Below are 14,782 nucleotides of genomic sequence, written 5' to 3' on the forward strand. Positions count from 1 at the left end.
AAGATGATTATAGATTGTATTTCGGTGTAGTTCAACTTAAAGAAATCGCATAAAACTCTAAATTTCGACAAACCGGTTTACATAGAAAAAATTATGTAACACAAACAGATGAAATCTTTCAATAATACCCAAAATAAAAGTCGATTTTTTTACTTTTCTGTCGACAAAAAATTAATTGATATAAACAACCATCTTTTCTTTTTCTGATAGTTCGATAATGTAACCGTCTCTCAATTCATAATATATTTTTGGTTTCAATAATGTCCCATTTACCCTTGTTCCATTGGTAGAATCATAATCTGCCACCCTGTATTTTCCGTCTTTAAAAGAGATTACCACATGTATTTGAGATATATACGTCTGCGGAATCACTATATTGGCATTTTCTCTTCCAATCGTAAAAGGGGACTTGTTAATCAAATATTTTTTATTGTTATGAATAATCATTGCTTCAGGCTGATTGGAAACAATATCTTTTTTGTAATGTTTTGTAATTGTTTTTTTACTAAAATCTTTTTTCTTTTTTAATTCCAAATGAGCTTCCGTAAATGGATTCAAAACCATACCATCTAAATCATCACATTCATTCATAAAAGTATATGCATCCATCGCCTGTATTCTTATGAGCGAAAATGAATTCATATAATCAACCGGAATCTGCTCATAAGATGTAAATACAGGCAGTAATCTGGCTCTCGCCCCATCTTTTACGATATCCGGATGTAAAGAAATTCCATCTAACATTTCTTCATATACCTGACAATCCTCAAACACTGCCTTTGCTGCCATAATAATCTCAGCATTTTGGAGTAATTTTACAATATCTTTTTTCTTAACTTTTTTCTCAGGTTTTTTATTATATTTTTTAATCAAGTCTTCTATTTCATAAACGCGTTCAATATTATTCTTTGCCATAAACTGCCCCTTTCTTATCTATTATAAATATTATACAACATTTCCCGATATAATTCTCTATTTTTTTTAATTTTGCCAAATCATCTGCTCTGCAAAAATACCATATCCTTTTGTCGGGTCATTCACCATGACATGAGTAACCGCACCAACAATTTTTCCATTTTGCAGGATAGGACTTCCACTCATCCCCTGTACAATACCATTTGTCTTTTTCAGTAAATTTTTGTCAACAATTTTTAAAACCATATTTTTTTCTTTATTATTTTCATTTATTTCTATAATTTCTATATCATAATAGTTTATTTTTCCTTCAGAAATAAACTGGATTTGTGCTTTTCCCTTTTCTATTTCATTATGAAATGCAATTTCTTTTTTCTGTAAATGATAAGTAGAAATAATATCTGCGTCGATAGTTCCAAACAAACCGCAATACTTATTATCTTCTATTGCACCAATTATATTTTTTTCATTGTAAGATATTGTTCCACAAAGTCCTCCCGGTTTCCCTTTTTCTCCTTTTTTCACTCCCCATATATTTGCATTGTAAATAGTTCCATTGTGAGATGATAATAATTTTCCGGTGTCAATATCACTGATACCATGACCCAGTGCTGCAAATTTATTATTTTCTGTAATGTAAGTCATTGTTCCAATGCCTTGTGAGTCATCACGAACCCAAATTCCAAGCATATACTCTCCCTCCTTGCTTTTCACAGGTTTTAACCGAAGTGTTCTAATACCATTTTCTCCTCTTACCGTAAGAAGTATATCTTTATTACCATTCTCATTAATTAGATAAGATAACTGTGATTTATTACTGACATTCTGTTCATTAAACTTTACAATATATTCTCCTTCTTTCACTTTATCTTTTGCAGGAGATACTATATTTCCTGCTTCATTTTCTAACTCTCCTGTTCCGATAATCATAACCCCCTGCGTCTTCAAATATAATCCTACCGGAAGTCCGACCGGATAAGCATAAGATTTTTCTACCACTTTTACATTAGTATTTTTTAACGAAAATATACCAAAAAGTTTATATTTTCCTGTATAATCTCCTTTTTCACCTGAATATATATTATTTTTACCGGATAATTTAATTTCGTTTTTATTGCTCATATCTAAGGATACGGGCATAGAAAAATTGTATTTTGTCACCTTATTGGTCCCAACAAAAATAGTATCAGGCAAGTTATTATTTACATATACTACACCTGACATTATAATGACCATTAAAGCCGCAAAAATTGAAATTATAATACACTTTCTATATATCTTTATCATTTATCCATACCCCCAGATTTTTTTAAATAAAAAGAAGGAAAATTCCAATCTTTTAAAGATTTTTATTCTCCTTCTTAATATTCCAAAAAACTTATCTTTAAACCAAGTCACTTTTTGTTCTGTCTGCCATATCTTTCATTTCCACTGCATGGGCAATTGCCGCATCCGTCATTGTTCCTCCACCATTTATCCTTACAATCTCTTGAATCGATTGCTCCCGGTCTAATTTTAAAATTGTGGTAGATGTACTATTATTTTCCATATCTTTTTTAATGAGATAATGATTGTCTGCCATCGCCGCAATCTGAGAAAGATGTGAAATACAGATAACCTGATGGTTTTTACTAATCTTCGCTAACTTTTCTGCCACCATCTGTGCTGTCTTTCCACTAATACCTGTATCTATCTCATCAAATATTAACGTATCAATTTCATCTTCTGTGGCAAGAATCGATTTTATGGCAAGCATAATTCGTGACAATTCACCTCCCGAAGCCACTTTAACTAATGGCTTCAATGGTTCACCCGGATTTGTAGAAATCATAAATTCTACATTATCAAACCCGTTTTCTGTTATTTTATCCTTTTTTGTAATATCTATTTTAAAATTAACAGATAAAAAATTTAATTCTGTCAAAGCTTCGCGGACTTTTTTTTCTAGTATTCCCGATGCGGCTGCACGCTTTTTTGAAATTTTCTCACATAAATTGTTTATTTTTATTTCACAATCTGAAATTTCGGCATTTATTTTTTCTATTTCCTGTCCATAATGATTAAGACTGTCAATGTACTCTTGTTTCTTATCCCGGTATGAAAGAATCTCCTCAATGCTTTTTCCATATTTTAACTTTAGATGATTAATAATATCTAATCGTTCTTCTACTTCTTTGATAGATTCCGGATGATACTCTAATTCACTGTTATAATCATAAATTTCACTTGTTAGTTCCCGGCACATTGTATCTATATCATATAGTGTATCCCGAAACTGATGGATTCTTTCATCAAAATCATTTATATTATTTATTTCCTGAACTGCTCTTGTAATCAAATCACCTGCACTTCCACTATTATCATAACATAAAAAATTATATATGCCTGACAGAGCATTTACTATATTTTCACTGTTAGATAATTTATGAAATTGTTCTTCAAGCAAAACATCTTCACCGGACTTCAAATTCGCTGAGTCAATTTCATTTACTTCATATAAGGCAAATTCCATTTCTCTGGCTCTCTGACTTTCATCCATATCATATTCTGCAAGTTTTGATTTTAAATCCAAAAAATGACGATATTCCTGTTTTAACTGCGCAGGCAAATCATTCATCTCACCCTTAGCAAATTTATCCAAAATCATCAAATGATTTGCACTATAAAGCAAAGACTGGTGTTCATGCTGCCCATGAATATCCACAAGCATTCCCATTACTTTTTTTAAAATATTTATATTGACAGTTTCTCCATTAATTTTTGAAATACTTCGTCCCTCAGATATTTTTCTGGTTACCGTTACCTGATTGTCATCATCTACAAAAATATCCATCTCTTTTAACCTTGAGATACAATCGCTGTCTGCAAGAAAAGTCATTTCAACTAATGCAAATTCTGCTCCTGTGCGAATCATATCCCTAGAAACTTTATTTCCCAGAGCAATATTTACAGAACCAAGCAGCAGTGATTTTCCTGCTCCGGTCTCTCCTGTAAGCACAATAAGTCCATTGCTAAAATCTACATCAATTTCTTTAATCAATGCCAGATTTTTCACATGTAAATTAATTAACATATTCCCTCCTTTTGTGCCTCTCTCCAATTCTCATCAGCCTATCATCTTTTCTAAATAATTTTTTACCTCTGGCGCATTTTCTTTTGTTTTTATCACACACATAATCGTATCATCACCTGCAATGCATCCCAATATTTCTTTTATATTCATGGCGTCCACAGCAGCAGCCACCGCCATAGCCATCCCGGACACTGTTTTTATTACCAGGATATTTTCGGCAATATCTATCTTAACAATTCCATCATTAATAACTCTCAAATATTTGTTATTGATATCAATTGTTGTGCTTACCGGCACAATATATTTCTGTCCTCCCCCTGTAACAGCTATTTTGGTTAAATTCAACTCTCTAATATCTCTTGAAATTGTTGCCTGTGTAACAGGAAAACCTTCTCTTTCCAATAAAGAAGCCAATTCCTCCTGCGTCTCAATATTATATTCGGATATTAATTCTATAATTTTTCTCTGCCTCTTCGCCTTCACTTTATTCTTCCTATCTTAATTTATCTTTTATTGCCTGAAGAAAACTTCCCTCATCCAATTTTGCAACCTCAGTTGTCTCTCTCGCCTTACTGATTCTTATAATATCATCTGTAATAATATTAAAAATACCATCACCATCAAATGCTGCTTTTCTCTTCTCCTCATTAGGCGTTCTGCTCTTTCCGATTTTCACTTCGATTTCATCATCCTGTGAAAAAATAATACTGCGGTTTGTTAACGTATGTGGGCAAATCGGTGTCAGCATAATAATATGCGAATCCGGTCTTGCCACCGGTCCCCCCGCCGAGAGATTGTATGCTGTAGAACCTGTCGGTGTAGACAGAATCAGTCCATCTGCCTCAAAAGTTCCGAGACGTTGACCATTAACAAAAACATCATAACTTGTAATTGCCATATCTCCCCCTCTATGTATCACAATATCATTTAACACGGTAGATACAAAAACAACCCGATTATCTCTTATAATTTCACCTTTTAACATCATTCTGGATTCCACATTAAACCGCTCGCTCAACAACTTATCCACTGCTTCTTTTACATTATCCGGTGAGATTTCTGCTAAAAATCCGAGAGTTCCTTTGTTTACGCCAACAAAAACCACATCTAATGTACTCAAATCTTTTGCCGCATGTAATAGCGTCCCATCTCCACCAATGCTGATAACACACTCCAGAGAATCCGGAAATTCACTATAATCTAATATTTTAAATTCTCCTGTAGATACGTCTACGTTATCTACAACAAAACATTCCCCTCCTAAATCTCTAATATATTGGGAAATAGAATTTGCCAGTTTCAACTCTTCATCTTTATAACTGTTTGAAACAATACAAAAATTCTTCAATACAATCACCTCTATTTATCCAATTCCAAGTGTGACTGTTCCACCACATCTTTTGGAAAGACTTCATGCTCTTTTTCATTTTTACTTTTCAGGACATTCTGCAAATATAATAAATACTCAATATTTCCTTCCGGGCCTTTCACCGGTGAAAAATCCAGATTTAAAACACATAAACCGATACTTTCTGCATATTCAATAACTTTCTCAATCACCTGTGTATGTATTTTTTTGTCTCTAACAACACCTTTTTTTCCCACATTTTCTCTTCCGGCCTCAAACTGTGGCTTTATCAGACAGACAATCTGCCCGTCTTTCTTTAATAAGTTTTTTACGGGTAAAAGAACCTTTGTAAGCGAAATAAAGGATACATCAATAGAAGCAAAATCAATTACATCCTCAATATCTTCAGATGTAACATAGCGTATATTGGTTCTATCCATACATACGACTCTCTCATCCTGTACCAGTTTCCATGCCAACTGACCATGGCCCACATCCACAGAATATACTTTAACAGCACCATTTTGAAGCATACAATCTGTAAATCCACCTGTGGAGGCGCCTACATCCATACATACTTTTCCATGAATCTCTACGCCGAATTTGTCCATTGCCTTTTCCAGCTTAAGCCCCCCACGACTCACATATCTGAGTGTTTTTCCCCTCACTTCAATTTGAACTTTTTCATCAAAAGACGTCCCTGCCTTGTCTTCTCTCACATTATCCACAAATACAATACCGCTCATTATAATTGCTTTCGCTTTTTCCCTTGACGGGGCAAGTCCTCTTTTCACAAGTAAAACATCTAATCTTTCTTTCATTTTATTATTTCAAGTACCTTTTCACAAATATTTTTATAATCAATTCCAATTTTTTCTCTCAATTCTTCCACAGCCCCCTGTTCAATAAATTGATTATCAATTGCCATAACTAGAGTTCTCGTATTGATTTGATTTTCCGATATCAATGATTCAATTCCTTCACCATATCCGCCTTTTTTAATTCCTTCTTCGATAATAATCAAACATCTGTGGGATTTCGCAAGCTGTAAAATCAATTTTTCATCCAAAGGCTTTAAAAATCTTGCATTTACAAAAGTCGGATAGACTCCTTTTTCTTTCAAGACATCTACTGCCCGCTGTGTCTCTTCCACCATATTTCCGACAGCAATCAGTGCAACATCTTTTCCCTTTTCTATTATCTGACTTTTTCCAAAAACAATCTTCTCTTCTGCATGTCCTAATCCTACATATGCTGTTCCTCTGGAAAATCTGACAGCAATCGGTCCGTTATAAGTCATCGCAAACTTCAATGAACTAACTAACTCTCTTGTGTCCTTTGGTGCTATAATCGCCATGTTCGGAATTGCTGACATGAAGGATATATCAAAAATTCCCTGATGTGTCTCCCCATCTCTTCCTACTAAACCTGCCCTGTCCACAATAAATGTAACCGGAAGATTTTGTAGACATACATCATGTAAAATCTGGTCATATGCTCTCTGATAAAAGGAGGAGTATATCGATACCACCGGTTTATAACCTGATGCTGCCAATCCTGCAGCAAATGTAACCGCATGTTCCTCGGCAATACCCACATCAAAAAATCTATCCGGATATTCTTTGGCAAAGTCAGTCAACCCTGTTCCATCCGGCATAGCCGCTGTTATTGCAACAATTTTTTTATTTTCTTTTGCCAGTTTTATTATAGTTCTCGAAAAAACATCCGTATAAGTCATTAGCTTCTTATTTTTTTGTATTCCGATTTCTGTTCCTGTCTCTATGTCAAAACAATTGATTCCATGAAATTTTGACGGACTGTCCTCTGCAAATTTGTAACCTTTTCCTTTTATTGTTTTTACATGAATTACAATAGGATGTTCTATTTTTAATGCATCATTAAAAATGTCAATCATTGCATTAATATCATGCCCATCTACCGGTCCAATATAAGTAATTCCCAAATCATCAAACAAGCCTCCGGAAATAATCAGATTTTTTATACTATCCTTTGTTCTCTTGACTCTTCTGACCAGTCTTCCACCAATTTTAGGAATCTTACTCAGGGAATTTTCCACATCCACTTTAAAATCATTGTAATGTTCACCAACTCTGAGCTTATTGAGATACTTGGACATGCTTCCTACATTTTCAGAGATAGACATGTTATTGTCATTTAAAACAATCACAAAATTTTTATTCAACGCTGCTACATTATTCAATGCCTCCAGTGCCATACCACCCGTCAATGCGCCATCACCAATCACTGCAACGACCCTGTTATCAATTCCATTTAACTGATTCGCGACTGCCATACCCAGAGCAGCTGATATAGACGTAGAACTGTGTCCTGTATCAAAACTGTCACACTCGCTCTCATGTCTTTTTGGAAAACCACTCAGACCATCTAATTTCCTTAGCTTCCCAAAACACTCTTTTCTTCCGGTTAAAATTTTATGAGTGTAAGCCTGATGCCCCACATCCCATACAATCTTATCTTCCGGAAGATTTAAAACCGCATGCAGCGCAATTGTTAAATCTACTGTTCCAAGATTAGAAGCCAAATGCCCTCCTGTCCTGCTGACCGACTGAATTAAAAATTGCCGTATTTCTTCTGCTAATTCAGGGTATTCCCTTCTGGATATCTTTTTTATATCATTTGGTTTATTAATATTATCTAATATTTTTCCCATTGTTTTCTCACCAAATAAAACGAATTTTATTTCTCTCTGTTAATTAATTTAATAAATAAAAATTTAAGGAATTTGTTATTTCCCCCCAGGCTTTCTAATAATTCTATTGCCTCTCGGGAATATCTCTTTACATGTTCCTTAGAAATATCTATACCTAAAAGAGAAACATAAGTAGTTTTTTTGTTCTTTTCATCACTGAGAGCCGGTTTTCCGAGCTGCTCTGTAGTGCTTGTGACATCTAAAATATCATCCTGTATCTGAAAAGCAATTCCGACTTTGTTTGCCATTTTTTCTACCGTATCTATCTGCTCTGCCGTAGCTCCTGCTAAAATAGCTCCTGCCATCATGGATGCCTCAATCAGTGCAGCCGTTTTAAGATTATGAATATACATTACAGTGTCAATTGTCATTTCTTTTCCCTCGTTTTCAACATCCACTGTCTGTCCCCCGACCATTCCATATATTCCTGCTTTTTTTGCAATGACCTGCATTGCACGGGCAGCCCTGTCCATCCGGTCGCTATTTAATAATGCTTCTGACATGATTTCATATGCGAGATTTAAAAGTCCGTCACCGGCTAATACACCAATATCCTCCCCAAACTTTGTATGCGTTGTCATCTTTCCTCTGCGAAATGCATCATTATCCATTGCCGGAAGGTCATCATGAACAAGGGAGTATGTGTGTATCATTTCTATTGCAGCCATAAACGGGTACACTTCCTCTTCTTTTCCCCCAAACAGTCGCAATGTCTCCAGCATAAGCATAGGCCGTAAACGTTTTCCTCCTGCTCTCACACTATAATTTACTGCATCAAAAATTGTCTTTTGTAATCCATCTTCTTTTGGACAAAAATCGTATATTATTTTCTGTATATAATCTTTCTTTTCCTGAAAAATAAATTCCAAATTATTCATTGATATTTTCCTCTTCTAATATTTTAATCTGCTTCTCAATAGAATCTAACTGTCCATTGCAATCCTTTATTAATTTTAATCCTTTATTATATAAATCAAATGCAGTATCCAAAGTTACATCCTCTTTCTGCATCTCAACTATAATCTCCTCAATCTCATTAAAATTTTCTTCTACTGACTTCTGCTCTTTCAATTTTTTTTCAGACATCACTGACTCCTTCTCTCTATCAAAGCATCTGTTACCTTCGCTTTTATTTTACCATCTCTAATAATTAAAGTTATCTCATCATCTTTTTTTATCTGGTTAATAGTATTTAGTGGTTTTGCATTACTATCCGCCACATATGCAAATCCCTTGGAAATTCGTTTCAGCGGTGACATTCCCTGTAACCGCTCAGCGTATATTTGCAACTGATGTTTTCTTTCTTCTAACAATCCGTAAATATTGTCTAATAATTTTGTCTGTATATCGTCACAATACTGACGCCTGCTCCTAAGTTGATTTGCAGGACTGTAAAGCTGAATGCTTGTCTCATAATTCTTTAAATTAATTCTACACAATTTTATTTTATTACTCACATTTGAAAAAAGCAATTTTCGATAATTTATCTGCCTCTCTATAAACTCATTATAATCAAATACCGCAAGTTCAGCAGCAGCAGATGGTGTTGGCGCTCTCATATCCGCCACATAGTCAGCAATTGTTGTATCTGTCTCATGTCCTACAGCCGATATAATCGGTGTATTACAGTCAAATATCGCTTTTGCCACAATTTCTTCATTAAACGCCCACAAATCTTCAATAGAACCGCCGCCTCTTCCGATAATAATAATATCTAAATCCATCGTATCAAGGCATCGTATTCCGTTCACGATATCCTTTGCCGCCTCCTGTCCCTGAACAAGACATGGATACAAATATAATTGAACAAATGGATTTCTTCTTTTTGATATGTTAATAATATCTTGAATGGCTGCACCCGTTTTTGCCGTACAGATTCCTATTTTTGTAGCATATGACGGAATTTTCTTCTTGTACATTGCATCAAAAAGTCCCATTTCTTCCAGTTCGTTTTTCAGTTGTTCAAATCTCTGATATAAAAGACCTGCACCCTCTAAAATAATTTGTTTTGCATAGAGCTGGTATTTTCCATCTCTCTCATACACACTGACACTTCCCAGGGCAACCACTTTTTGTCCTTCTTCAAGCCGGAACTTTAATCCCTGTCTGTTTCCGGCAAACATAACCGCAGAGATTACACCGGTGTTATCCTTGAGCGTAAAATAAATATGTCCCGACGTATGATATTTGCAGTTACTGATTTCACCTTTTATATAGATATTATTCAAAGCAAAATCGGCATTGAACATATTTTTTATATATGCATTTACCTGCCCGACAGAATATACAGATGCCATGTTTCACTCCTAAATCAACTTAATTAAAATATTTTCGCCAAAATCCCATTAACAAATGATGGAGAATCGTCACTGCCAAACTTTTTAGCAAGTTCCACCGCCTGGTCTATAGCGACCTTTTGTGGAATATCTTCCTCCATTTTCATCTCATAGTATGCCAATCTTAATATCGTGAGGTCTACTTTTGCCATTCTCTGTGTTGTCCAGCCAACAGAAACTCTATCCAAAGCCCCATCTATCTCTGCCTTATGATTTATAATATCTGTAACTTTTTTTGTAATATAATCCCTGTCCTCTTCGTTCAATACTGTATTTTCCAAATTGTCAAGAAACAAATCATATTGTTTTGGCATCTCACTTTTTTCATGAAATTCATTGCAAAAAAGTAATTTAAAAGTATATTCTCTCATTTTAATCCTGTTCATATTTTTACCGGCCTTTCTTTTTTCATAACTTATTAACGCTCAAAAAGGGTGTCTTTACAGACACCCTTAATTTCGTCTTAATTAGTTTGATAAAACATTAGAAATATTTACGTTTACATTAGCAACTTTCATGCCTGTCATATTTTCAACTGTTGTCTTAACTTTATCCTGTACTTTTTTAGAAATCTGAATAATATTCTCATTCATTCTCAATACAATAGAGAGGTCGAGCATCACTGTATTTTCATCTACATCAACTCTGACACCCTTAGACAATTTTTTCATCCCAAGTTTTGCTACGATTTCTGTTGTAACATTTCCCGCCATGGCAACAACACCATCTACTTCCATTGCCGCCATCGCCGAAATTACGGCCAGAACATCGTCACTAATCTGAACTTCTCCCAATTCTGAATTATCATATATCTTATAAGTATTTCTTACAGTTTCCATTTAATACCTCCTGATTAAAAGACATTCTATCTTTGCAAGTATACCATCAAAACATATTTTTTACAACTATTGAAGACGTTCAATCATAACAACTAATGTATCAATATTTTCAAAATTCTCCTCTGTTTTTTCTTCCATTGTAATTTCAATATCAAATTTATCTTCCAATTCTGCTATTAAAGCAATTAAATCCATAGAATCTAAATCTTCAGCAATATTCATGTCCTCGTCTTCCACATCAAATGCCGGACATATTTCTTCTAAAATTTCTTTTACTTCTTCATGCATAATTTTCGCCTCATTTCTGTTCTTCTAATTCAGTTTAAAAAACAAACCTCCACAACTGAATCCTTGTTAATATTTATATATTTACCATATAATTATTTACAATTCAATTCTTTTAATTTCTTTCGTATTATTTTTCCATTAAAGGTTCTCGGTATCTCATCTATCACTTGAAATTTTTTAGGAACTTTTACAGCCTCTAACTTATCAAGCATATATTTTGAAAGTTCCTTTTGGTCAAACATACATCCCTCGTTCATTACTACAAATAACTTTGGCGCCTCTCCTGTAATCTCATCATATACCGGTATACATGCACAATCCTTAACTTTATCATTTAGCATAACAACCTCTTCAACTTCTGTCGGAGCAATTTTAATTCCTCCCATATTAATAACGTCTCCCTGACGCCCCAATAAATAGATAAGTCCATCCTCGCCTTTATATCCTAAATCATTTGTATATATATTTCCATCAATTAATACTTCTTTTGTAATATCCGGTTCTTTGTAATATCCTCTCATATTCATTGCTCCGGAAAAAGCCATAATACCAGGATGTTCAACTGTCGCACTTATCTCATTCTTATTATCATCCACAAAAAAGATATGCGTATTTACAGTTGTCCTTCCAATACATTTTTTCTTATCCGCATACTTATTAAATTCTAGGATAACAGTACATCCCGATTCCGTAGCTCCATATGTATTGTATAATCTTACCCCGGGAAACATTTCTGTCAGAAGTTCTTTATTGGTTTCCGAGAGAGGTGCCGAGCCAAGCTGAATATAATTAAGCTGTTTTGCATAACCGGAAAACCTGTCTTTCGCAAACTTTAAAACCTGTTCTAAAATTGCGGGAACAAATGTAATTGCAGTTATTTTATAATGGTCTAGTAATTTAAAAAAGTCTTCCACAAAAACAATACCATCCGTTAAAACAACTGAACTTCCATTATAAATTGCTCCGTACGCTCTTCGAATACCAAGGGAATGATTTATCGGTGTAGTGATAAGTTCTACCTCATCATTTCCCATTTCCACACTATCCATTACATTTTCTGCTATCGCAATATCACATCCAAATGTCACTTCTATACCCTTGGATTTTCCTGTTGTTCCGGTTGTAAATAATATTTCAGACAAATCCTCTGCTTTTGGAAATTGTATATTCTTTAGTCCTTCAGATTCTTCCAAAGCAGACTTATACATTTCTTTCATACTTATATTATTTATCGTATCCTTCTTTACCGCTCTGTCTGCTATATAATTTTTTGCATCCACAAAATTCATGATTTCCAGGATTCTGTCATCTTTTATGGATTTCTCCAGCGCACATACTGCACCTCCCAATAAATGAACTCCAAATACAGCAGCTAGAAACTCCACTTTCTGGGCGCCTCTGATAACAACGATATCTCCCTGTTTCACTCCCCTGTTTTTTAAGTAAAATGCTGTCTTTTTCACAATTTCCCAAAACTCAGCATATGTTAACTGCTTTTTTTTATCTCCCAAACAAAGCTTATCTGGTGTAAGTTCTGCATTTACTTTTAAAGCCTCCACAATGGAAAACACTTTATCACTCATTTCCTGCCTCCAATCATCTTGTTTTATTCATCACATGATTCGATTTCATTCAACCCTAAAATTGTCCATATACAAATGCCCCTGCATCATAACCGGAACCATAAATCCCAAATATTAAGATAGATGCAATCAGTCCCAGATACATAATCCATCGAAAAACGAGATTCTGTTTTCCGATAAAATCTCTGATACACATTTTTTCCTGTAACATGCCTACAATCCATACCAATACAATCAATAACAATGCAAGCGTAAATCCGTGTCTGTCCAGTCCATATGTGTATAAACTCTCATCCCACATTGTATACAAACTCAAATTTTTGAAATCAAAAGTTCTCTGAATAATTTCAATTGCCTGTCCAAAACCGGCAGATGCCACAAAAAATATTCTTCCCACTGCCGATAATACAAAGGTCCGAATCATTCTAAATAAATTAAAACTCCATGTATCTGTCTTAATATGTAAAAGAGTAGAGAATTTCTGTAATGGTATCTCAAAAATGGCGCCGAGTATAATTAATATTCCATGGTAAATTCCCCATAAAATATAACACATTGCCGCACCATGCCATGCCCCCGTGATAAGCCATACACAGGCAGCCGGAATAATTGTCGCACAGGTCCTGGATACCGTATTCCCCCATTTCTTTCTCGTAAACCTATTAATAGATTTGCAAAGTTTTGACATTGACACCGGATACAGCAAATAATCCTTAAACCATGCACCAAGAGTAATGTGCCATCTTCTCCAAAATTCCGGCATGTTTTTTGAGAAATACGGATGCCAGAAATTTCTTTCTAATTCAATTCCAAAAACCTGGGAAATACCTCTTGCGATATCCATACATCCCTGAAAATCCATATAAAGCTGTATGGAAAAGAATATAATTGCCAAAATTAAAGGGAGCCCTGTCACTTCATCCCATTTTGCATATACTCCATTTGCAAAAATCGCAAGTCGGTCTGCGATAACCATTTTTTCAAAATATCCCCACAGCATAAGCTGTATTCCCTTTGTCACCCTATCATAGTCAAACCTGTGTTTTTCAGTAAACTGTGGTGCCAATTTGTTATATCTGGCAATAGGTCCCTGAATAATATGAGGGAAATATGTTGTGAATAAGGTATATTTAAATAAATTTGTCTCTGCTCTGTATCGTTTCCAGTAGATATCCAGGATATATCCTACTGACATAAATGTATAAAATGATATGCCCAGAGGCAAAACAAAACCAAAATGTTTGCTCCATTCAATTCCATAATGGCTTAATACAGATGTAACACCTGTAAGTGCAAAATCCATATATTTCACAACACATAACAATCCGATATTAATTGCAAAATCCAGCAACAGATATCTTTTTCTTTTGGATGTATATTTCTTCTTTATTTTTTTCTTTTGTTCTTTATCTAATTGTTTCTCTTGTACTATCCTTTTTTCTTTATCATGAAGATACTGTATCCGTCTTGCAAGCAGATAAGTAGACACCGCCGTAATTAAAATATATATAATATACTTCGGACCCGAAAACAGGTAGAACGCGATGCTTGCCACAAGTAAAAGTATCCACTGACATTTACGAAACAGCGTAAAATACAAAAAAACCACAAAAATAACAAAGGGCAAAAACATTATACTTGTAAAATTCATTTTTTCTCCTCCGGATTA

Annotated in this window: 15 protein-coding genes; all 15 read right to left on the bottom strand. The window is 34.5% G+C overall.

The features are described from left to right. Nucleotides 1-171: 171 nt before the first annotated feature. Nucleotides 172-915, bottom strand: a complete 744-nt coding sequence (locus Q5O86_RS00120; RefSeq protein WP_302625126.1) for an FHA domain-containing protein — start codon at nt 913-915, stop codon at nt 172-174. 66 nt (nt 916-981) lie between these two features. Then, on the bottom strand, nt 982-2,202 hold the full coding sequence (spoIVB, locus tag Q5O86_RS00125) for a SpoIVB peptidase (RefSeq protein ID WP_302625127.1): 1,221 nt from the start codon (nt 2,200-2,202) through the stop codon (nt 982-984). 97 nt (nt 2,203-2,299) lie between these two features. After that, complete coding sequence (gene recN / locus Q5O86_RS00130) at nt 2,300-3,988, bottom strand: DNA repair protein RecN (protein ID WP_302625128.1); 1,689 nt, start codon at nt 3,986-3,988, stop codon at nt 2,300-2,302. A 33-nt stretch (nt 3,989-4,021) separates the two neighbouring features. Beyond that, on the bottom strand, nt 4,022-4,471 hold the full coding sequence (gene argR / locus Q5O86_RS00135; RefSeq protein WP_302625129.1) for an arginine repressor: 450 nt from the start codon (nt 4,469-4,471) through the stop codon (nt 4,022-4,024). A 10-nt stretch (nt 4,472-4,481) separates the two neighbouring features. Continuing rightward, nucleotides 4,482-5,336, bottom strand: a complete 855-nt coding sequence (locus Q5O86_RS00140; RefSeq protein ID WP_302625130.1) for an NAD(+)/NADH kinase — start codon at nt 5,334-5,336, stop codon at nt 4,482-4,484. A gap of 11 nt (nt 5,337-5,347) precedes the next feature. Further along, on the bottom strand, nt 5,348-6,157 hold the full coding sequence (locus tag Q5O86_RS00145; RefSeq protein ID WP_302625131.1) for a TlyA family RNA methyltransferase: 810 nt from the start codon (nt 6,155-6,157) through the stop codon (nt 5,348-5,350). Then, entirely contained in the window at nt 6,154-8,028 is a 1,875-nt protein-coding gene (dxs, locus tag Q5O86_RS00150) for a 1-deoxy-D-xylulose-5-phosphate synthase (protein WP_302625132.1), read from the bottom strand. Before dxs ends, Q5O86_RS00145 begins: the two co-directional genes overlap by 4 nt. Before the next feature lie 26 nt (nt 8,029-8,054). Then, nucleotides 8,055-8,945: a polyprenyl synthetase family protein gene (locus Q5O86_RS00155; protein ID WP_302625133.1), complete on the bottom strand. Its 891-nt coding sequence runs from the start codon at nt 8,943-8,945 to the stop codon at nt 8,055-8,057. After that, nucleotides 8,938-9,153: an exodeoxyribonuclease VII small subunit gene (xseB, locus tag Q5O86_RS00160; RefSeq protein WP_302625134.1), complete on the bottom strand. Its 216-nt coding sequence runs from the start codon at nt 9,151-9,153 to the stop codon at nt 8,938-8,940. The genes Q5O86_RS00155 and xseB overlap by 8 nt, the downstream gene beginning before the upstream one ends. Beyond that, the gene (gene xseA, locus Q5O86_RS00165; RefSeq protein ID WP_302625135.1) at nt 9,153-10,364 is read right to left on the bottom strand and encodes an exodeoxyribonuclease VII large subunit; all 1,212 of its coding nucleotides are present in this window, start codon (nt 10,362-10,364) and stop codon (nt 9,153-9,155) included. The genes xseB and xseA overlap by 1 nt, the downstream gene beginning before the upstream one ends. A 23-nt stretch (nt 10,365-10,387) precedes the next feature. Next, on the bottom strand, nt 10,388-10,774 hold the full coding sequence (gene nusB / locus Q5O86_RS00170; protein WP_368074706.1) for a transcription antitermination factor NusB: 387 nt from the start codon (nt 10,772-10,774) through the stop codon (nt 10,388-10,390). Between the two features lie 96 nt (nt 10,775-10,870). Further along, nucleotides 10,871-11,242 (bottom strand): Asp23/Gls24 family envelope stress response protein, encoded by a 372-nt coding sequence (locus Q5O86_RS00175; RefSeq protein ID WP_302625137.1) that lies wholly within the window; start codon nt 11,240-11,242, stop codon nt 10,871-10,873. A gap of 66 nt (nt 11,243-11,308) precedes the next feature. Beyond that, complete coding sequence (locus Q5O86_RS00180; RefSeq protein ID WP_302625138.1) at nt 11,309-11,530, bottom strand: acyl carrier protein; 222 nt, start codon at nt 11,528-11,530, stop codon at nt 11,309-11,311. 92 nt (nt 11,531-11,622) lie between these two features. Then, on the bottom strand, nt 11,623-13,113 hold the full coding sequence (locus tag Q5O86_RS00185) for a class I adenylate-forming enzyme family protein (protein WP_302625139.1): 1,491 nt from the start codon (nt 13,111-13,113) through the stop codon (nt 11,623-11,625). 55 nt (nt 13,114-13,168) lie between these two features. Then, nucleotides 13,169-14,764 carry an MBOAT family protein gene (locus tag Q5O86_RS00190; protein WP_302625140.1) on the bottom strand — a complete coding sequence of 532 codons (1,596 nt, stop codon included), beginning with the start codon at nt 14,762-14,764 and terminating at the stop codon, nt 13,169-13,171. Nucleotides 14,765-14,782: the final 18 nt, after the last annotated feature.

This window comes from uncultured Eubacterium sp., assembly GCF_937958975.1.
Lineage (GTDB): Bacteria > Bacillota > Clostridia > Lachnospirales > Lachnospiraceae > Eubacterium_G.